Genomic DNA, 20,360 nt, shown 5'->3' on the forward strand with positions numbered 1-20,360 from the left:
ATGTTCAAAAAAATTCTGATTGCCAATCGCGGCGAAATTGCCTGTCGCGTCATTCGCACCGCTCGCCGCCTCGGCATTGCTACAGTTGCAGTTTATTCCGACGCAGACAGAGACGCTGTGCATGTGCGCGAGGCGGATGAGGCGGTTGGCATTGGCCCGGCGGCATCGGCGCAGTCCTATTTGTCGATTGAAAGAATTCTGGATGCCATTCGGCAGACCGGTGCGGATGCGGTGCATCCCGGATACGGCTTCCTGTCGGAAAATGCTGCCTTTGCCAGAGCGCTGGAGGCCGAGGGCGTGGCATTCATTGGCCCGCCGCCAACGGCAATCGACGCAATGGGAGACAAGATCACCTCTAAAAAACTGGCAGCGGAAGCGGGTGTCTCGACAGTGCCGGGACACATGGGGCTGATTGAAACGGCTGAAGAAGCGGTGACAATCGCCGATTCAATCGGCTATCCGGTGATGATCAAGGCCTCTGCCGGCGGTGGCGGCAAAGGCATGCGCGTTGCGTGGAATGCGGATGAGGCTCGTCAGGGGTTCAACTCTTCACGCAGCGAGGCGCGCAACGCCTTCGGTGACGAGCGGATTTTTATCGAAAAATTCGTCGACCAGCCCCGGCATATCGAAATTCAGGTGCTGGGCGACAGGCATGGCACTGTTGTGCATCTGGGCGAGCGGGAATGCTCGATTCAGCGCCGCAACCAGAAGGTCATCGAAGAGGCGCCATCGCCATTTCTGGATGCCGAGACGCGAGAGGCCATGGGCGCACAGGCTGTGGCTCTGGCCAAAGCGGTTGGCTATCATTCCGCTGGCACCGTCGAGTTCATCGTGGATGGTTCCCGCAATTTTTATTTTCTGGAAATGAACACGCGCTTGCAGGTTGAGCACCCTGTGACAGAGCTGATCACCGGGCTTGATCTGGTGGAAGAGATGATCCGCGTCGCAGCCGGGGAGACATTGCGCACCTCGCAGGAAACGGTCCGCCGCACAGGTTGGGCCATCGAGGCTCGCGTTTATGCGGAAGATCCGTTTCGCAATTTTCTGCCGTCCATCGGCCGGTTGACCCGCTACCGCCCACCGGCGGAAGGTGAGCGTCAAGGCGGGGCGAACATCCGCAACGATACCGGAGTTGCCGAAGGCAGCGAAATTTCGATGTACTACGACCCGATGATTGCCAAGCTGTGCGCCCACGCGCCAGACCGAGATGCGGCGATTGCCGCACTGGGCGATGCTCTGGATGAGTTCGAGCTGGAAGGCATTGGCCACAATCTGCCGTTTCTATCGGCCGTGATGGGCAAGAGGCGCTTCGGGGAGGGGCGGTTGACAACGGGCTTCATCGCCGAAGAATTTGCCGATGGTTTCACCGGAGTTGCACCCGATGACGCACAGGCGCGGCAGTTGGCAGCCGTTGCAACGTTCATGGTGCTGCGAGAGGCCGCGCGGTCTGCAGGAATTTCCGGCGCGATGGCTCACCACAAGCGCAGGATTGGCCGGACATTTGACGTTGCCATGGCCAACCATTCCTTTGCCATTACGGTAGACGAGGCGGCGAACGGCGTAGCGGTCGTTTTCCAGGATGGGCAAATTCAGAATGTTGCCAGCCAATGGCTGCCCGGACAGACGCTCGGCCACTTTGATATCGATGGCGGGATGCTGGCTGTCAAAACGGATATTGCCGGCACTCAATGCCGCTTGCGTTGGCGCGGCATGGACGTGAAGGTCAATGTGCGTTCGCCCCGAGTTGCCGAGCTTGCCCGGCTGATGCCGGTCAAGGTGGCGGCGGATACGTCCAGATTGCTGCTGTGTCCAATGCCCGGCGTTATCACCGCAATAGAGGTGGTAGTTGGCGATGTTGTGGAAGCGGGGCAGGCACTGGCAACCGTGGAGGCGATGAAAATGGAAAATGTTCTTCGGGCAGAGCGGCGCGGCACGGTTAAGCATGTGGCGGTAGCCGCTGGTGCAAGCCTTGCGGTTGATGAGCTGATCATGGAGTTCGAGTAGGCTGGCTGGAGTATTTGCTTCAGAGCGTCACGAGCAGACTGAAAGACATGAAACGCATAAGTCCGGGCAGGCAACTGCCCGGACTTATGCAATCAGCTTCTCATCTTCATGCAGGTAAAAGCGCACCGTGCCTTTTTGCGTGCGTTTGCCGAAATACAGCGCCTGATCCGCTTTGCGCAGCAGGTCGACGCCCATGACCCCTTCTGTGGGTGACAGGGCAACGCCAATGGTTATGCCAACGCGGGTGACGATTCCATCAAACTCGATCGGGCTGCTGACCCGGCGTATCATGCGCTCGCCCAGCGCACGCACGGCAGCAACATCTGTCTGGCCAAGCAAAAGTGCTGCAAATTCGTCACCACCCAGCCGGTAGACATTGGACCCGGTGGGCAGAAGTGCGCGCATGCGGCGCGCGGTTTCGCGCAAGACCTCATCGCCCACATCATGGCCATAGGTGTCATTGACGATCTTGAACCCGTCAAGGTCCAGATACATGATGGAAAATTCCGGCATGCTGCGCTGTGAGGCAGTGAGAGCCTGCAGCCGCTCAGTCAATGCCAACCGATTGGGCAGGCCAGTCAGCATATCGCGTGAGGCGCGCGCTTCACTGGCCTGCAACCGTGTTGAAGACTCCATGGCCTGATGCAGCACAAAGCCTGTCGCTCCGGCTATGCCGGTCAGAAGCAGAAGCAGCGGTGGCAACAGGCTCAACAGGATGGCCCGGCCCGGCTTTTTGCCTTCCCAGGCCAGTTGCCGCACAACACGGCCATCGGCCGTTACCAGCGGGATTGCGCTTTCGGTGGCTAGGCCGCTGTCCACAACTTGCAGTTCATCCAGACCGAGCACCGCTGCGGTTGCGTCAAGCTGATCCTGCGTCATAAACTCCACCAGCACCAGAGTGTGCTGGGCAAAGATGCTGGAATGATCGGGCCGGTCAAATGGCCGCAGCGGCGCCACTGCCGCCAATGCCAGTTGATTGTTGACCAGAATGGTGCCGACAACAGAGGTGCCTGTGCCGCTTTTCAGCCGCTCACGCAGCAGCGCCAGAAGGCCGTTCTTCAGAATATCCTTGATTCTGCCGGTGTAGGGTGAACCGCCGACCATGCCGTAGGTCATGCGGCCGCTGCCATCCAGCACGAACACCATGTCAAACCCATAGCGCCCCAGCACCGCTGGGCCAAACCGCCTGTTGGCCCAGCGGTGGTTGGATTGCTCCACCAGATTAACGAAAGCCTCGTCCCACTGGGCATAATCTTCGGCGATACGGCGCAGCTCTCGCAACTGGGAGTCTACGAACCCTTGTGCCAACTGCACCTCATGGCGATGCACATCCGCAGTTTGGCGAAAGCTGAAGAACACGGTCACGGCCAGTATCATGACGATGAGCAGGCCAACAATAATGCCGATCAGCCATACGAAACGCGGGTGAAACGACCGCACTATCGCACGCTGCCGCTTTCGAAGCTGATACATTCAAAGGGCCGCCACAGACACAAGCGAGTCAAATTATAATATAAATATATGTCATACAGAAGAAACTTGGGGTAGATTTCTTTGCCTGTTGCGGGTGTTTCCCTTACAACCCGCACGGGTGTCATTCATTTGCAGGGCATGGTATTGCGAGAACTGGATGCAGATTGCGCCATCGTTGGCGGAGGCCCAGCGGGCATGATGCTGGCAGTCCTGCTGGCAAAGTCCGGAATCGACGTGGTGTTGATGGAAAAGCACGCGGATTTTCTGCGCGATTTCCGCGGCGATACCATCCACCCGTCCACGCTGGAGGTGATGCGTGAGATTGGGCTGCTGGAACAGTTGCTTGCGCTGCCACATACTCGTGCCAACTCGTTGCAGGCGGAAATCGGTGGCGCGCAAGTTACCATTGCGGACTTTTCGAGATTGCCGGTGGGGTGCCGCTACATTGCCTTCATGCCGCAATGGGATTTTCTCAACCTGCTGGCGCAGGAAGCCAAAGCCGCCGGTCTGCGGCTGGAAATGCCGGCAAAGGTGACAGGCCTGATCGAGGCAGACGGCCGCGTCTGTGGTGTGAATGCAGAGACAGCAGATGGCGAACTTGCCGTGCGGGCAGGGCTGGTCGTGGTGGCAGAAGGTCGCAAGTCAGGCCTGCGTGAAGCGGCAGGGCTGGAGGTCGATAATTTTGGCTTACCGGGCGAAGTCCTGTGGTTTCGACTGTCGCATCAGCCAGACGATCCGCCCTATACGATGAGCCATGCCGGGCCGCAGCAGGGTCTGGTGATGATTGACCGCGGAGCCTTCTGGCAGTGCGGCTATATTCTGCGCAGCGAAAGCCATGCCGCTATTCAGCAGAAGGGCATTGACGCGTTTCGCGCTATGGTGGCACCGGCGCTGCCATTGCCGGCCAGCCGGCTGGATGAAGTCACCTCGTTTGACGATGTGCAATTATTGACCATTCGCATAGACCGGTTGCGGCGCTGGTGGAAGCCGGGCCTTCTGTGCATCGGTGATGCGGCGCACGCCATGTCGCCAATTGGCGGCGTAGGGGTTAATCTGGCCATTCAGGATGCGGTGGCAGCCGCGAATATTCTGACAGGCCCCCTGCGCAAAGGGGGAGTGTCGGACGCACATCTGGCGGCGGTGCAAAAGCGGCGTGAATGGCCGGCCAGGCTGACGCAGAAACTTCAGGTCATGATGCAGAAGGGCGCGAAAAAACGCCGTGAAGCCGGCTCCACCGCCGGCCCGCCCGGCATCATGCGAAAAATCGCCCGCTGGCCAGTGCTCGCCCATCTCACCGGGCGGTTGATCGGACTTGGCATCCGACCGGAACATGTCAAGCGCCAGAAATACTAGCTATGATTGCTCAACGTCCGGTTCACTGCATCGCGCCAGCCCTTCAGCTTGCGGTCACGCTCTTTTGCGCTCATTTGCGGCTGAAACCGGCTCTCCAGCCGCCACCGCGCCGAAAACCCGTCCATTCCCGGCCACACGCCCGAATGGTGTCCGGCAAGCCAGGCCGCACCCAGGGCTGTAGTTTCCAAAATAACCGGTCGGTCCACTGGTGCATCCAGAATGTCGGCCAGGCGCTGCATGGTCCAGTCAGATGCCACCATGCCGCCATCAACCCGCAGAACGGTGTCTGACGCCTGCGGAAAGTCCCGCCGCATGGCGTCCAGCAGATCGGCTGTCTGGTAACAAACTGCTTCCAGTGCCGCCCGGGCAAATTCGTTTGGGCCGGTGTTTCGCGTCAGGCCAAAAAATGCGCCCCGTGCATCAGCATCCCAATGCGGCGCGCCCAGCCCGGTAAAGGCTGGAACAAGGTATACGTCTTCACCGTCATCCGCCATCGCTGCCATGCGGCCGGTTTCATCTGCCCGTTCAATCAGGTGCAAACCATCGCGCAGCCATTGCACGCTGGCTCCGGCAACAAAGATGGATCCTTCCAAGGCATAGGTGTTACGGCCTTGCAGCCGATAGGCAATCGTCGTCAACAGCCGGTTTCGGGAAACGGCGCGTTGTTCGCCTGTGTTCAACACCGCAAAGCAGCCAGTGCCGTAGGTGCTTTTCAGCATGCCCGGCGCGAAACAGGCTTGCCCCACTGTGGCCGCCTGCTGGTCTCCCGCAATACCGCAAATCGCAATAGCCACGCCAAACAGATCAGGATCGGTGGTGCCAAAATCTGCCGCGCAGTCTTTGACGTCGGGCAGCAATGCTTCCGGAATGGAAAACAGACGCAGAAGATCCTCATCCCATTCATTGCGATTGATATTGAACAGCAGGGTGCGGGAGGCATTGGTTGCGTCGGTGGCGTGGACACGTCCGCCTGTCAAACGCCACAGAATGAAGCTGTCGACTGTGCCGAAGGCCAACTCGCCAGCTTCCGCCCTCTGCCGCGCGCCCGGCACATGGTCCAATATCCAACCCAGTTTGGTTGCTGAAAAATAAGGATCGAGCAGCAGGCCTGTGCGCTCATTCACCATCGACTCATTGCCGCCAGCCGCCAGATTCCGGCACAAGGCGCTGGTGCGTCGGTCCTGCCAGACTATGGCATTGTGCACGGGTTTGCCCGTTGCTCGCTCCCACAGAACCACGGTTTCCCGCTGGTTTGTAATGCCAATGGCTGCAATGTCCGCCGCCGATAGTGCCGCGTCTGCCAGTGCCGTGCGGATGGTGGCAACTGTGCTTTCCCACAAATCTTCCGGGTTGTGCTCTACCCAGCCGGGGTGAGGGAAATGCTGGGGAAACTCCTGCTGTCCCACGCCCCGCACGCGCAGCTTCTCGTCAAAAACAATGGCGCGGGTGGATGTTGTTCCCTGATCAATCGCAAGCACATAGCCTGGCATGGTATCCTCCCCCGCCTTTGCTTCATTGTTCCAGCAGCGTTGCCATACCCTCGGCCATGGCCAGTTCTTCATTGGTTTTCAAAACAAGGCAGCCAATTCTGCTGTTCTTGTCTGCAATGTCCACTGCGCCGCTGTCATTGGCAGCTTCATTCAGTTCCAGGCCCAGCCAGCCTGCAGCATTGGCAAGTCGGGCGCGAACCGGGGCGGAATTTTCGCCAATGCCGGCCGTGAAGACCAGATGGTCGACCCCGCCCATGCTGGCGGCCAGCGCGCCAATCTGCCGTGAAACACTGAGCACAAAATAATCCAGCGTTTCCTGCGCATCGTCCGAGGTGTCGGCAAGCAGAGATTGCATGTCGCCGCTGGTACCCGAAAGTCCGGCAAGTCCGGATTTCCTGTAAAGCAAGTCTTCCACCGCCTGCGGCTGCATGCCTTTGCGCAGCATCAGATGCAGCAATATGCCGGGATCAATAGTCCCGCATCTTGTGGCCATAACTGGCCCGTCCAGCGGCGAAAAACCCATGGTGGTGGCAAGGCTGTGGCCGTTTTGCATTGCGCACAGGCTGGAGCCGCTGCCAAGATGCAGCACAATGACCTTGCCGCCAGCCTCACAGCCGAAACGCTTGCGCAGTTGCCCTGAAATGAATTGGAATGACAGGCCATGAAAGCCGTAAGAAATCATACCCTCATCAATCAAGGCGCGGGGCAGGCCATATAATTTCTGAAGCTTTGGCCGGTTGGCATGAAACGCCGTGTCAAAGCAGCCAATCTGCACTGCATCCGGAAAATGCTTCTGCGCCTCTGCCACGATGGCCAGGTTATAAGGCTGGTGCAATGGAGCCAGTGGTTCCAGCTCTCGCAGTTTGGCAAGGGTTTGGCTGGTCAGCACGGCCGGTTTTGTGAATTCAACTCCACCATGCACAATCCGGTGGCCTATGGCAGCAATGCGCAGGTTTGGGAACCTGTCTGCCAGCCGCTTCAGCACATAGGCCAAAGCATCATCCATGCTCAGGGAAGCGCCAGAAAAAGCGTGCTTTTCGCTTTGGTCATCAGCCGTTTCAAGTTGAAAACGGGGTGCGCTGCCCATTGCGGAAATTGCCCCTCGGCAAATTTCGGCCAGGGCGCGGTCAAACACCGCAAACTTAAGGCTGGAAGAACCGGCATTCAGCACAAGCAGGTGGCTCATTGCTGTGCGGTCTCCTTTTCATAGCGGACTGCTTCCTGATACCGCGCGACCATCAAAGCCGCAGCGGCAGAGGCCAACCGTGAAAGGCGTCCGTCTGCCCGGCTGGTCAGAATGATCGGCACACGCGCACCCATGACAATACCGGCGGATTCCGCATTGGCCAGATAGAAAAGCTGCTTGGCCATCATGTTGCCCGCCTCGATATCAGGCACAATCAGTATATCCGCACATCCCGCCACGGAAGACACAATACCCTTCCGCTCCGCGGCTTCCAGGGACACGGCATTGTCAAACGCCAGCGGGCCGTCCAGCTCACCGCCGGTAATCTGCCCACGGTCCGCCATTTTGCACAGAGCCGCCGCATCCAGCGTGGCCTGCATCGAAGAGTGCACCGTTTCCACCGCTGCAAGCAGAGCCACTTTGGGGCGGGAAACGCCCAAGGCCTGCGCGCAATCAATGGCGTTCTGAACAATATCGGCCTTGGTGGCCAGATCCGGCAAAATGTTAATGGCCGCGTCGGATATGAACAGCGGGCGTGGGTAAGTCGGCACATCCATGATGAAAACATGGCTCATGCGCCGGTCTGTTCGCAAGCCGGTGGCTCGGTTCACCGCCGCAGCCAGCAGCTCATCGGTGTGCAGGCTGCCTTTCATCAGAGCGCCAACTTCACCGTTTCGGGCCATGGTGCAGGCAGCTTCCGCGGCGGCGTGGCTGTGCTCTACATTCACAATGGTGGTGGCGCTGATATCGTGACCGGCCGCGGCCGCGGCTTTGCGAATTTTGTGCTCCGGCCCGATCAGGATTGGGTCTATCAGCCCGAGCAGACCTGCTTCCAGCGCACCTTCCAGCGATATGGCATCAACCGGGTGCACAATTGCGGTTCGTACCGGTGCGCTGGAGAGTTTTTGAAACGACTCTCCGCTTTGTTGCACACCAGAAGTCCCGGCCATGTTCAACAGCCGGTCCAGTTGGGAAACCCGTTCGCCAGCTTTTGGCTGGAGCGCTGTCATCCCGCGCAGCCGTCAGGCGGAAATGTTTGAGTTGATCCAGGCCACGAGTTTGGACTTGGGTGCAGCGCCAACCTGCACAGATGCCTGCTGGCCATCCTTGAACAACATCAGCGTCGGAATCGAGCGTACGCCGTATTGAGCCGCAAGGTCCGGGTTTTCGTCGATGTTAACCTTGACGATCTGCACTGCACTGTTTTCCTCGGAGATCTCTTCAAGGCTTGGCGCAATCATTTTGCAGGGTCCACACCATTCGGCCCAGAAGTCTACCACAACTGGTTTTGCAGACTGCAGAACATCTGAATCAAAGGAAGCAATGTCGGTTTTCTTCGTGGCCATGGAAGGCTCCGCTTGCGCGCCACAGGGCATGGCGCTGTGAAAGAAATTTGAACGCCGCCGAATGCGACAGCGCCTCTCCTGAATACTTAGTTAGAAATTTTTTTCCCGGCCTTCAAGTCTCCAACCGCAACTGATCACTGTTCAATGTCAGAAGCGCTGGCCCATGAGTGTACAAAAGCGCGGCACGAATGCGATGCTGTGGATAAAGCGGGGCCAGCAGGGCGGCATATAGCGCAAGTTGCAGTCTGTGCGGTTTCGGTACATCTTCTGCGCGCGCCGGGAAGGGGCGATTGGTTTTGTAATCCACCAGCAGAACCTCATTGCCGTCAATCGCCAGCCGGTCGATCAAGCCATTCACCGGCAAGCTGCGGCCATTGAGGGAAACGGTACCGGCAATGGCAACCTCGGCCCTGCTTCCTGGTTGAAACAGCGCGGCAAATTGCGGGTCTTCCAGAATGACTGTCACGGAGGCCAGGAGGGCTGCGCGCTCGTTCTGCGCCCAGTCTGCTGCAGATTTTTCCAGAAAACGCTCGCCTGCAGGCTGGCGCTCTTGCAATGGCAGCTCAGGCAGAACCTGTAACAGCCGGTGCGTGAGCTGACCCCGCAAAATCGCCTTTTCCGGTGCCATTGCCGTGGCAAACACCGGTGAGCCAATGGCTTCTGCGTCAGCTTCTTCAATATACTGGCCGCCTGCGGCTGAAGGAGCCAGCGGGCGAGGGCCGGTTTTTTCCGGGGGAAGGGGGGAAAGGTCAATAGGGCGAAGCGCGGGCTCTCTGAACGGAGAAGAATCAAGGGCAGCCGGCGTGATTTGCGGCAGCTCACCAAAGCGCCAGCCAGTGATTTCGTTTCGGGCATCTCGCAAAACCGTGCTCACAGGTCCCAGCGCTTCGGTAGCCTGTTTCAGCCAGGTTGTGTCTTTTGTCTCGATCTTGCCGGTCAAGCCGCAGACCACCAGCCTGTCTGCAGCTCTCGTCAGGCCGACATAAAACAAGCGGCGATATTCATCTTCCGCCCGCTGCTTTTCCCGCTCTGCCAAAGTTTCAACGGCACGGTTTTTGAAAGTCTTGTTGGGCACCCAAAGAAAACCCGGTTGTCGCTTTGGCGGCAGACCGGGCATGTCTTCCCACTCAATCAGCTTTGCAGCGTGCTGGCTTACAAAGGCCGCAGAACCGGGATCGACCAGAAACACCACCGGCGCTTCCAGGCCCTTGGAAGCGTGGACCGTCATAATCCGCACTTCACCATGCGCCTCGGCCATTTCACGGCGCACCGTGGGCGGACTGGCTGCCAGATTGGCGAGAAAACTATCGAGACTGCTTTGCCCCTCGCTTTCGGCCTTGAGCGCCAGATCCAGAAAAGCATCCAGCACTTCGCCGGTGTCACGCCCAAGCCGGGATGCCAGCCGCGTGCGGCCGCCCTCCGGCCCGAGAATGCGTGCATAGAAGCTGAAAACGCCGCCATATCCCGCGCGCCCGCGCAGCTCTTCCAGCCGGTTGAAGGCATAATGCGCCTTCCGCCACACACGGTCCTTTTCCACCACAAAATCCGGCAGCAGGTCAGCACCATTTTCCGCCGCCAGCAGGCGCAGCGCCAGATACAATGCCTGTGGCCGATCTGCCCGGCGCGAAAGCGCCAATGCCATCAGGTCATCATCGGTGAAATCAAACAGCGGGCTCTTCAGCACCTCGGCCAGCGAAAGCTCATCTTCGGCGTTGGAGACGGTGCGGCCCAGCGCCATCATATCCTGAACGGCCAGATGGTCGGTTATTGTCAGCCGGTCGGCGCCTGCCACGCGAATTGCCGGGTTGCCCAACTCCCGCAATGCCGCGCCCATCGCTCCTACAAAGGCAGATCGTTTGCGCACCAGCACAATGACATCCCCGGCGTTTAACGGCCGGGTTTCACCCTTTATCGTCACGGGTGTGCCTACCCATTTGTCAATCTGCCCGGCAATGCGGCGTGCCAGCCGATGCACAGGCGCATTCTGCGGCTGATGATCGATCGGTGTCTGCCAATCCTCGCTCTCGGCAATCTGCATTGGCTGAACAACAGGCCAGACTTCCACCAGCCCCGGCTGCCCGGTGCGCGCCGTGGCATGCACCGGCTTCTCGCTATCGGATGAAAGGCCACGCCGATGCTCGTCAGCATCAAAAATATGGTCCACTGCCAGCAGAATTTCACTGGCCGACCGGAAAGACTGGTGCATGCTGACCTTGTCAAAAGGCAGACCCGCGCCGTGCGCCAAAGCTTCCAGCCGCCGCCGTTCATCAGCAAACATTGCCGGGGAGGCACCCTGAAAAGAATAGATGGACTGCTTTTCATCGCCAACGGCAAACACTGTGCGCGGGCGGCGCTGATCGTCACCACCGTGGAAAAATTCATCCACCAGCGCGCGTATCACCTGCCATTGCCGCTGGCTGGTGTCCTGCGCCTCATCCACCAGCACATGGTCAATGCCGCGATCCAGCTTGTAGTGAACCCAGGCAGAAGCTTCCCGGCGCAAAAGCAGATTGGCCGTGCGAACAATCAGGTCTTCAAAATCCAGCCTGCCGCGCCGGGCTTTCAAAGTCCGATAGTCGATTTCCAGCTGACAGGATATGGTCAAAGCCGCGGCACTGGCCTGCAAAAGCCGGGCACTCTTCAGCGCATCGACCAGTTCTTCCAGAAAGCTCCAGAGCAATTCCAGCCGATCCGGCAGGTCGGCAAGTTTGTTGACAACGGCTGCGGTGGCAATGCTGCGCAGCGCATAGCGATTGCCGTCGGCCTTGAAGGCCAGATCGCAAAGCGCGGCAAATTTCTGTTCATTGCTTTCGGCTTCAGCAAAGATCTGCAACCGGTCCGCCAGCTTCTGGTCGGTTGCCTTGTCGCTGCTGCTGGCGGCTGCTGCCAGCAACGCCCGAAATTCCGGGTCAAATCCTGGCGGCGATGAAACGGGTGCCAGAACGGCCTCGGGTTCGGCATTGCTGTCCACATCCAGCGCTGCTGCAATCAGGCGTATCGCCTCATCCAGCCCACCACTGCCCTGCAAATATTCATTCAATCCGTCGCGCCGGGCCACGCATTCGGCAATCAGCCTGTTCAGGCCATCTTCGCCACTCAACTCCAGCACATCTGCAAAGGCTCTGGTCAGCGCCGGGTTTGCACCGGAACCTCCTTGCAGATTCGCACCGGTGATCAGAAGTCGGCGGGCTTCTGCCAGAAGCAACGCACTGCCTGCATCATCCAGCACCTCAAAATGGCCGGGAACATTGGCCTCCAGCGGAAACTGATGGAGAATTGCTTCGCAAAAGGCGTGAATTGTCTGAATTTTCAGGCCACCGGGCGTCTCAAGTGCTCTGGCAAAAAGCCGCCGCGCTTCCGCCAGATGCCGCGAGGAGATGTCGGTTGCGCCAAGTCCGGCCAGAGCCTGTGCCAGACTGGCATCATCCAACTGGGTCCAGCGGGACAGCATGTCAAACACGCGGCCCTGCATTTCGGCAGCGGCGGCCTTGGTATAAGTCAGGCACAGAATGCGATTGGGCTGTACGTTGGCAAGCAGCAGACGCACCACGCGCCGTGTCAGAACGTGGGTTTTGCCCGAACCGGCATTGGCGGCCACGAACACCGAACGCGCCGGGTCAGAAGCCAGTGCCTGTGCGGCGCCCGTTTGTGCGGAGACGGAAAGGCCGCTCATTCCTCATCCTCCGCGCTGTCATCCTCGGTTTGCACCGCCCATTCCCGCGCCCGGGCAAGGTGATCGTAAATGTTGTTAAACTCACTCGCGCGCAGCGGATGTGCCCGGGAAAGATAGCCCCGTTCGCTGTTGCGATACAGTGCAACAAGGCTGCGAAACTGCGCCAGCGCACCATCGCAAAGCTCTTGTGTGGTCACGGCCTCCTGCCCGCGCCCTGCCTGTCGGGAAAGGGCCTGCGGTATAAGCTCCTGCTCTTTCAGGCGAATATAGCGCAGTTCGGCGACCCCGGTTCCGGCAGCAAAAGCCTCAAACGCGCCTTGTTGAACCATGGCACCTTCCAGAGGCAATTGCGGTGCCATCAGGCTGCGGGCCTGGGGAATGGACGGGGTGCTGCCGGTTTTGTAATCAATGATTTCAACCCTCCCGTCCCGCATTCTATCAATACGGTCGGCACGGCCGGTCAACAGCATGCCCAGATCGGCAAGGGTCAGTTCGCCCGCCAGTTCCGCGTGCCGCTCGGCCACATCATCGTCCCGGCGGCGTTCCCATTCCAGATAATGGGCTGCCAGCCTTTCCATACGCGGCCACCAGACGGCATGCACTTCCGCAGGCAGCCCGGCCTGAGCAAACTGGCTGCGTGCCAGATCCAGCAACCTTTCAAGCGCATCGGGCTGGCGCGGATCCAGCTTTTCCAAAACGGCTGCCGCCAGCACATCGTGATAAAGGCTGCCACGTTCTGCCGCCCCCGGCGCGCGGATCAGCGGCTCCAGCGGTTCCAGCATCAAAATCCGCCGGGCATAAACGGCATATGGGTCGCGGATCAGCCTCTCCACTTCCGTCACGGAAAAGCGGCGCGGGCGCATGGCCAAAGGCGGGCGTGGCTCCGGTCTGTCAATGCGCGGCGTTTCCGTCACCTCATCCATCCTGCGCGCATAGCCGAGATAAACATCACCCTCTGCGCGCAGACCATCTGCCCCATCTTTGCCGGCCACGGTCAACAGGCGTTGCAACCAGCGGGAAGCAATGGCGGGCGCGCCGTCGCGTCGCCGCGATCGGGTTAAAATCAGCCTCCGATTGCCCAGCGACATCCAGAAATCATGTGCGGCCAGGCCTATGCGCCGTTCTGGCGGATCAAGCAGAATTTCGGCCCGCATCAGCCGCGAAAGAAATGTGTCGCCGCGTGCGCTTTGCGGCCATGTGCCTTCGTTCAGCCCGCCCAGAATCATCACATCGATGTTCTGCAGCCGCGCCTCCAGTGCACCCCAGATAAACACCCGTGCAGAAAGGCCACCACGCGCTGCTACCGACTGATCGGCCATCAAGGCTGCGGCCACATCCGGCCACTCCATCGGTGCAAAGGCAAAACCGGTTTCCGGCAGGGCAATCAGTTCGCGCAGCCATGCGGCAAGGCAATCTCCGGCTTCGCTGGAATACAGAAGGCTCAGACTGTCATTCTCATCCCTGGCCAATCGCTCCAGACACTCAGCCAGTGCCCTTGCATAGGCAGGCACTTCGTTCTGCGCCCCGCCACGCAAAAGCAGCAAGGGCTCCAGGGCATGGGCAAGCCGTTCGCAGACCTGTGTGCCCAGATCCTGCTCTTCAGCCGACATCAACTGCAGAACACGGGATTTTCGTTCACCGGTCGCCAGGCGTTCCGTGCGCTGCCGGTACACGTTGGCAAGTTCGGCTGCATCTGCGCTGCCAACACCGCCACGCAAGGCAATCAGCTCAATTGCGCGTGCACCACGCCGCGTTTCGGCAGCCTGCAGGCCCAGGCGGACCAGCGGATGCTTCAGCAGCGCAATCAATGCCACCGGATCGCCCGGTGCAAGGCAGACGGACAGCACCAGTTGAATCAATGTTCCGGGCGGGGAAGCGGTGAAAGGTTGTCCGGCGGAATCGTTGGCAGCAATGCCAAAGCGTTCCAGCTCTGAAACCACCCGCCGCGCCAGTTGCCTGTCGGGGGTGGCCAGCCCCACCTTATGGTCGGGGTTGGAAAGTGCATCGCGTATGGCAATGGCAATGGCCAGTGCTTCCTGGCGCTCGTCGGCCGCCTCAACCAGTGCCATGCCGGAAAGAGCCTGCGCTGCATCAATGCTCTGGCCTGCCCAATGCTCCGTTGTTTCCGCCGGGCGCAAGGCGTTGGAAAAAAACCTCTCCCTGTGCATCAGGCCGGCAGGTGGCTTGGTTTGCGGTGCCAGCACGTCATGCCTGTCCACGCCAAGGCTGGCCAGCATGCGGCGTGTGGCGTATTGCGGATGGCCCGGCGCGGCAATGGACACTGCACGGTCAATGGCGGCAAAACTTTCATTATCCAGATGCGTGTCCACACCCGCCAGCACCACTGCTCCATTGGGCATTTCGGCCACTGCGCGCATCAGTTCCAGCGTTGGCCCGACGGTGGTCACCGCACCAGCCACGATCACCGGATCGGGGCTGCCATTCGTCCTGTAGCGGTCTGCCTGCGCACTGGCCCATTGCAGACGCAGGCGCGCTGCATCCGCCAGCCCCAGCGCATCCAGCTCCGCGGGCCAGTGCTGGGTCACGATGCTCAAAAATGTCAGCGTCATCTGCCACCAGCCTGCCAGCCGGTCTTCCAGACCCAGCATGGTCAGCGCTGCCAGATCCGCACCCTCATCCGTTGCCTCATCCAGCAGAGTGGCCAGATCCGCAGCCAGCCACAACGCATCAGCGGCAGAGGCAGGAAGCTGCGGCTCTTCACCATCCAACATTGCGGCGGTGGCTTGGGCAAGCTGCTCTTTCCAGAAACGAACCAGCCGCGCCAGCAGCATTCTGCGGTGCAGGGGTTGCATGGCGGGCAGCAGGCTGGCGCTGTCTGTCGGCAGAAAGGCCGCACGCTCGTCTTCCTCGCCCAAGGTGCGAATGCGCGGCAGAATCGCGGATTGGCCGCCCAGTTCCGCTGCAAACGCACTTGTCAGCCCACGCACCGCACGCCGCGTCGGCACGTAGATTGTCAATGCGGCGAGTGCCAGCGGGTCCCCCGCCGGGGCAAAACCGGGGATGAGATGGCCAGACAGCACTTCGCGCGCCAGCGTTGGCAGAAATGGCAGGCTGGGCGGAATGGAAATGACGCGGCGCGACATGGGCGGCAATCAGACCGCGCTGGCGAGAACCGCCCGCTCAGCTTCACCAATGGCCTGCGGCGTGCCAACCGTCAGCCACATTCCGTCCAGCCGCACGCCAAACAACCGACCCTGTTCAATTGCGCTGTCGAAAACGCGGTTCAGCGAAAATTTCTCTTCCGGCAACCCGGCAAAAATCGCCGGGTTGATAATGGCAGCGCCAGCATAAATGAACGGCGACATATCGCGCTCTTCCACGCGGGTCAGACGGCCTTCCACATCCATCTCAAAATCGCCGCGGCCTTCATAGCCAGTGGCGCGTTTCATGTCGGCAATCAACAACAGAATGTCCATCTTCGAACCATCCCACATTTCCGCCATCAGATCGAGATTGTCCCGATAGCCGTTGATCCAGAATGTATCTGAGTTGATGAGGTAAAAGGGCTCTGATCCCAGGTGCGGCAAAGCCCGGACAACGCCGCCGCCGCTTTCCAGCAACATATCCGTCTCGTCCGAGATCAGCACTTCGACATCGCGGCGCTTGCGAAGATGCGCGCACAGAAGGTCGGGCAGATAATGCACATTCACAACTATCCGCGACACGCCGTTCTGCACCAGCATGTCCACGCCATAATCAATCAATGCCTTGCCGTTCACTTCCACCAGGGGTTTGGGAATGGTTGCTGTAATCGGTCGCATTCTTTTGCCCAGACCCGCAGCCAGAACCATGGCGGTGGCAGGTTTGAACGGAGCGGGCCTGAAGGGCTTGGCGGAGTGAGATGTCATGTCTGTCGTGCTTTAATTTCGTGCGGCAACCAGGCCCCACTCTGCGTAAAGATCTTTAAGTGCGATGTTGACCGGGTGGGCAACCGATCGTGCAAGGTAGGATTGAATACGGGGAATGTGACGCAGATATTGCGGCTTGCCGTCACGCTCGTGCAGCCTGACAAACAGCCCCAGCAATTTGCTGGCGCGTTGCGCCGCCACAATGGCGTAGTCGGCGGCAAAGCTCATTTCGTCAAAGTCCGGATCCAGCCCGATTGCTTCCTGCACATAGGCCTGAAAGATCTGATCTTCCAGTTCCGGTGAAATATCCACCCGGGCATCCTGCGCCAGTGAAGCCAGGTCATAAGCCACTGGGCCGTACATGGCGTCCTGAAAATCCAGCAATCCCACTTTGCGATGGCCGGAAGAGTCCGCCTGCCAGAGAATATTGGGAGAATGAAAGTCGCGCAGGATGATGCCCCGGCGCGCTTCCTCAAGCCGCTGCAAAAGCGGAGTCCAGGCCGTGTGATAACGCGCCCGCTGGCGCTCATCCATTTCGGTGCCATTCTGGCGTGGCCAGTACCATTCGGGCAGCAATTCCACCTCAATGGCCAGGGCAGGGCGGTCAAACTCGGGAATCTCCCAGGCGAAACCATATTTGCTGGTTATGGCGGGTGCGGTGAACGCCTGATGCAGCGCAGCCAATGCGCGGGCGCTGGCGCAGAACCTTTCAGCAATCGGTGTGCCATCGTTGCTGACAATCACATCCTGGCCAAGATCCCGCAACAGAACCAGCCCGGCGTCCACATTGGCCGTTTCCACTGTGGGGGCTGTGAAACCGAGACGTTCCAATTCTTCTGCCATGGCAATGAACGGGCGCACGTCCTGCGCAATATGGGCAATTTGCGCATAAGTACGCCCCGCCGAAACGACCGGTCCCCGTGGCAGTGCCGGTGAATCCATCAGGATCAAAGATGCCTCGCCACACTCCACCCGTTCATAACGACGGGACGATGCATCAGCAGGAAACGGCATCCGTTTTGCCCCTTCCAATCCTGCCTCGTTGAGAAGATTGCGAATGCGAAGGCTGTGGGCCAGACGCAGTGCGATTTCCGGCGCCGGTCTCAGCACTGCGTCACGGCCACCGGACTTCGCTATACTCAACTCTATGGTCAGGTTGGCATCCGTTCGCGCCTGTTCTGCCCGCTCCGGCCATTCCACCAGCACAATGCCGGTCTCAGCCGCCTCGTCAAAACCCAGCTCTTCCAGTTCCGAGTCCTCGCCCAGCCGGTAAAGATCAAAATGGCTGACCTTGGGCAGCGTCTCATAGGTTTGCACCAGGGTATAGGTTGGTGATGGCACCTCCAGATGCGGATCCTGCGCAAGATGGCGAATGATGAACCGGGCCAGTGTTGATTTTCCAGCGCCCAGATCTCCGGACAGAGCCACCACGTCGCCAGTGCGCAGCACGGCAATCAGATCGGTGGCAAGACGCTCGGTCGCCGCCTCATCCGGCAGATGAATGGTAAAGGCATCAAATGTATCAGGAACAGTCGTCATACTTACCATTTGTGGGCCTCATCAATGGCAGGAAAGCGGCATGTCACCAATGTGCCGCCCTGCTCACTGCTGCCAATTTCCACTGAACCCAGATGCAATTCCACGAAGCTTTTCACAATCGACAGGCCAAGCCCTGCGCCGGACTTGCGACCGCCGGAAGCGTTCTGCTCAAATCTTTCGAATGCTTTGGTCAATTCGTCCGGGGCCATTCCCGGGCCGCAGTCGGCAACTTCAAACACCACCTCGTCGTTTTCGCTGCGAATGTTCAAAAGCACGGTAGAGCCCGCAGGAGAGAAGTTGACGGCATTGGACAGCAGATTGAAGAGGATCTGCGCCATGCGCGTGCCATCGGCACGGAAGGTTTCCTGTGCGCCGGACAGATCCACCTGAATATTCACATCATTCTGTTGCAGCTTGTCCTGCACGGCCTCCACCGCCTGTTCGGCAATTTTGGCAATGTTGACATCGGCAAGGTCCAGTTGAATGGTTCCGGCGTCGATGGACGCAAGGTCCAGAATGTCATTCACGATCGTCATCAAAGCGCTGGTGGAGGTGGTGATATAGTCCAGATATTCGCTCTGCCGGTCATTCAGCGGCCCACTGTCAAAATCGCGAAGCAGTGCGGCAAAGCCGATAATATTGGTCAGCGGTGAGCGCAATTCGTAGCTGACATGCTGAATGAAATCGTTTTTCAGCCTGTCGCCCTGTTCCAGCGCCTCATTGCGTTCACGCAGCATGCGCTCTGCCTGGCGTGCAACCGAAACATCCGAGAATGTCAGCATGGTCTGGCCGTTGGGCAGCGGCACAATGCCATAATTCTGCATGCGGCCATCAGCCAGTTCAAACTCGCCGCTTTCGGTTATTCGGGCGCCTTCTTCAAACGCTGTCACCGCATTGGCAAACAATACCCAGGAAACAGAGTTTTCCTGTCGAATGCCAATTCTGGCGGCGGACTCAAATGCCCTGATATGCGGTTTTGCCGATAGAAACTCGTGTGAAAAGCCCCACATTTCGGCAAAGGTCGGGTTGGAAAGCCGCAGCCTTCCATCCTGGCCGAACACGGCCACTGCTTCCTTCAGATAGTCCAGAGTTTCACCCTGCAGACGCACAAGTGCGTTCAGGCGGCTTTCAAGTTGCAGCTTTTCTGTCAGGTCTTCAAACACCCACGTCGCGCCGCCTTGCGGATCCGGGCTGGTGAACACCCGCAATGTGCGGCCATCGGCCAGATGCCAGATTGCATCGGTTGGCCGGGTCGCCCGGTACGCCGCCATGATTTCATTTTTCAGGTCACGCAGCGGTTTGTCCTCGGGCATGATCCCGCGGGAGCGCAATTGGTCCATGATGGCAATATGGTCCGGCTTGCCATCCAGATAGGATTCCGAAAGATCAAACAGCCGCTGGAATTCGGCATTGTAATAAGTGAGCAGCGTTTTTTCATCAAAACGCGCGACGGCAGTGGTCAGATGGTTGAGTGTGTCGGAGTGGCTGCGCAAAGTTTCGTGCAGTTCACGGCGCACCGCCTCAATGCCGGAAATATCGATTGCCAACCCGGCAGCGCCCAGCGGACCAGCGGCTTCCACAACTTCAAAATTGCGTCGATCGCCTTCCACCACCGCGGTCAGTTTGTTGCGAAAAAGTCCCTCAGTCTCGATGCGGGAGGCAATCGAGGCCCGATCCTGCGCGTTGAAGAACTCAACCTGGCGCTCAATCGCCTCGTCCACGCTTGGCGCTTCGACACTTCGGGCAAAAGCGGTGTTCACCCACACCAGCACGCCGTTGCGGGCGCGCAGCCAGACAGGCATGGTCGCCGCATCGAACAGGCTCTGCATTGTTTCAATTGTCGCGGTGGTCCGCTGGTTTTCAATACGCAGGGAGACCAGTTCCTCCCGCACGCCGGAAAGTGGCGTCAGTCGCACAATCGCCAGAGGGCCAACGGTTTTACCGGCAATTTCAAGGGGGCGCCCATTGGCCAGTTCCACCTCACGGCGAAATGGTTCCGCGCGTGAGCGCAGCTTTTCGATGTCGCGCTCCAGTGCGACCGCATCATAGGCTGGCAGCCACTCACGAAATGCCAGAAACGCCTGTGGTTCACGCGGGGCTTCCAGAATTCGGGGCAGGTGGCCGGAAACCTCCGGCTCGGCATTGGCCGAATAGGCAATAATGCATTGGTCTGCGGCGGCCAGAATGCCCGCGCGAATTTCTGCCACTGAACGAGCATCGGCCAATGCGCCGCGCAAACGGTCGATTTCGCTGGTCAGCGCGGCCCGCTGCCGGACATGCCAGATAACCAGCAGCATGGTTGCTGCAAGGATGAGAGCCGCCACCGCCAGAGCAAGCACCAATTCCGGGCCGGTCAGAATGGCCAGATCACCTGCTTGCGCGTAGCTCGGCATTGACTATCCCCCGTGCCAGTCTGATTCGCCGAAA

Annotated in this window: 12 protein-coding genes; 2 read left to right on the plus strand and 10 right to left on the minus strand. The window is 59.3% G+C overall.

Features of this window, described 5'->3' with window-relative positions; translation table 11 throughout:
- Positions 1–2,004, plus strand: a complete 2,004-nt coding sequence (locus tag FPY71_RS16700) for an acetyl-CoA carboxylase biotin carboxylase subunit (protein ID WP_149301470.1) — start codon at positions 1–3, stop codon at positions 2,002–2,004.
- An 84-nt stretch (positions 2,005–2,088) separates the two neighbouring features.
- On the opposite strand, the gene FPY71_RS16705 is transcribed toward FPY71_RS16700, so the two are convergent.
- The gene (locus FPY71_RS16705; RefSeq protein ID WP_149301471.1) at positions 2,089–3,477 is read right to left on the minus strand and encodes a sensor domain-containing diguanylate cyclase; all 1,389 of its coding nucleotides are present in this window, start codon (positions 3,475–3,477) and stop codon (positions 2,089–2,091) included.
- A gap of 138 nt (positions 3,478–3,615) precedes the next feature.
- Here FPY71_RS16705 and FPY71_RS16710 point away from each other — a divergent pair, with 138 nt between their 5' ends.
- Positions 3,616–4,830: an FAD-dependent oxidoreductase gene (locus tag FPY71_RS16710; RefSeq protein ID WP_149301599.1), complete on the plus strand. Its 1,215-nt coding sequence runs from the start codon at positions 3,616–3,618 to the stop codon at positions 4,828–4,830.
- Here FPY71_RS16710 and glpK read toward each other — a convergent pair.
- The 9 genes from glpK to FPY71_RS16755 all read right to left on the minus strand — a co-directional run bounded on the left by glpK (position 4,827) and on the right by FPY71_RS16755 (position 20,326).
- On the minus strand, positions 4,827–6,320 hold the full coding sequence (glpK, locus tag FPY71_RS16715; RefSeq protein WP_149301472.1) for a glycerol kinase GlpK: 1,494 nt from the start codon (positions 6,318–6,320) through the stop codon (positions 4,827–4,829). The genes FPY71_RS16710 and glpK overlap by 4 nt on opposite strands.
- Positions 6,321–6,342: 22 nt before the next feature.
- Positions 6,343–7,506 carry an acetate/propionate family kinase gene (locus tag FPY71_RS16720; protein WP_149301473.1) on the minus strand — a complete coding sequence of 388 codons (1,164 nt, stop codon included), beginning with the start codon at positions 7,504–7,506 and terminating at the stop codon, positions 6,343–6,345.
- Positions 7,503–8,516, minus strand: a complete 1,014-nt coding sequence (locus FPY71_RS16725) for a bifunctional enoyl-CoA hydratase/phosphate acetyltransferase (protein WP_149301474.1) — start codon at positions 8,514–8,516, stop codon at positions 7,503–7,505. The genes FPY71_RS16720 and FPY71_RS16725 overlap by 4 nt, the downstream gene beginning before the upstream one ends.
- Positions 8,517–8,528: 12 nt before the next feature.
- The gene (trxA, locus tag FPY71_RS16730) at positions 8,529–8,852 is read right to left on the minus strand and encodes a thioredoxin (RefSeq protein ID WP_149301475.1); all 324 of its coding nucleotides are present in this window, start codon (positions 8,850–8,852) and stop codon (positions 8,529–8,531) included.
- 112 nt (positions 8,853–8,964) lie between these two features.
- The gene (addA, locus tag FPY71_RS16735; RefSeq protein WP_149301476.1) at positions 8,965–12,525 is read right to left on the minus strand and encodes a double-strand break repair helicase AddA; all 3,561 of its coding nucleotides are present in this window, start codon (positions 12,523–12,525) and stop codon (positions 8,965–8,967) included.
- A complete protein-coding gene (gene addB / locus FPY71_RS16740) occupies positions 12,522–15,629 on the minus strand; it encodes a double-strand break repair protein AddB (protein WP_149301477.1) in 3,108 nt (1,035 codons plus the stop codon). Before addB ends, addA begins: the two co-directional genes overlap by 4 nt.
- A 9-nt stretch (positions 15,630–15,638) precedes the next feature.
- On the minus strand, positions 15,639–16,394 hold the full coding sequence (locus tag FPY71_RS16745; RefSeq protein WP_210246318.1) for a nucleotidyltransferase family protein: 756 nt from the start codon (positions 16,392–16,394) through the stop codon (positions 15,639–15,641).
- A gap of 12 nt (positions 16,395–16,406) precedes the next feature.
- A complete protein-coding gene (gene tsaE / locus FPY71_RS16750) occupies positions 16,407–17,942 on the minus strand; it encodes a tRNA (adenosine(37)-N6)-threonylcarbamoyltransferase complex ATPase subunit type 1 TsaE (RefSeq protein ID WP_246160668.1) in 1,536 nt (511 codons plus the stop codon).
- The gene (locus FPY71_RS16755; protein ID WP_149301478.1) at positions 17,936–20,326 is read right to left on the minus strand and encodes a sensor histidine kinase; all 2,391 of its coding nucleotides are present in this window, start codon (positions 20,324–20,326) and stop codon (positions 17,936–17,938) included. Before FPY71_RS16755 ends, tsaE begins: the two co-directional genes overlap by 7 nt.
- Positions 20,327–20,360: the final 34 nt, after the last annotated feature.

It is taken from the genome of Aureimonas fodinaquatilis, assembly GCF_008369445.1.
GTDB classification, from domain to species: domain Bacteria; phylum Pseudomonadota; class Alphaproteobacteria; order Rhizobiales; family Rhizobiaceae; genus Aureimonas; species Aureimonas fodinaquatilis.

What these genes read in the sequence shown, in the direction of transcription:
- tsaE (WP_246160668.1), bottom strand. Translation starts at nt 17,942, where the DNA reads ATGGTAAGTATGACGACTGTTCCTGATACATTTGATGCCTTTACCATT.
- FPY71_RS16725 (WP_149301474.1), bottom strand. Translation starts at nt 8,516, where the DNA reads ATGACAGCGCTCCAGCCAAAAGCTGGCGAACGGGTTTCCCAACTGGAC.
- FPY71_RS16720 (WP_149301473.1), bottom strand. Translation starts at nt 7,506, where the DNA reads ATGAGCCACCTGCTTGTGCTGAATGCCGGTTCTTCCAGCCTTAAGTTT.
- glpK (WP_149301472.1), bottom strand. Translation starts at nt 6,320, where the DNA reads ATGCCAGGCTATGTGCTTGCGATTGATCAGGGAACAACATCCACCCGC.
- FPY71_RS16700 (WP_149301470.1), top strand. Translation starts at nt 1, where the DNA reads ATGTTCAAAAAAATTCTGATTGCCAATCGCGGCGAAATTGCCTGTCGC.
- FPY71_RS16705 (WP_149301471.1), bottom strand. Translation starts at nt 3,477, where the DNA reads ATGTATCAGCTTCGAAAGCGGCAGCGTGCGATAGTGCGGTCGTTTCAC.
- FPY71_RS16745 (WP_210246318.1), bottom strand. Translation starts at nt 16,394, where the DNA reads ATGACATCTCACTCCGCCAAGCCCTTCAGGCCCGCTCCGTTCAAACCT.
- FPY71_RS16710 (WP_149301599.1), top strand. Translation starts at nt 3,616, where the DNA reads ATGGTATTGCGAGAACTGGATGCAGATTGCGCCATCGTTGGCGGAGGC.
- addB (WP_149301477.1), bottom strand. Translation starts at nt 15,629, where the DNA reads ATGTCGCGCCGCGTCATTTCCATTCCGCCCAGCCTGCCATTTCTGCCA.
- trxA (WP_149301475.1), bottom strand. Translation starts at nt 8,852, where the DNA reads ATGGCCACGAAGAAAACCGACATTGCTTCCTTTGATTCAGATGTTCTG.
- addA (WP_149301476.1), bottom strand. Translation starts at nt 12,525, where the DNA reads ATGAGCGGCCTTTCCGTCTCCGCACAAACGGGCGCCGCACAGGCACTG.
- FPY71_RS16755 (WP_149301478.1), bottom strand. Translation starts at nt 20,326, where the DNA reads ATGCCGAGCTACGCGCAAGCAGGTGATCTGGCCATTCTGACCGGCCCG.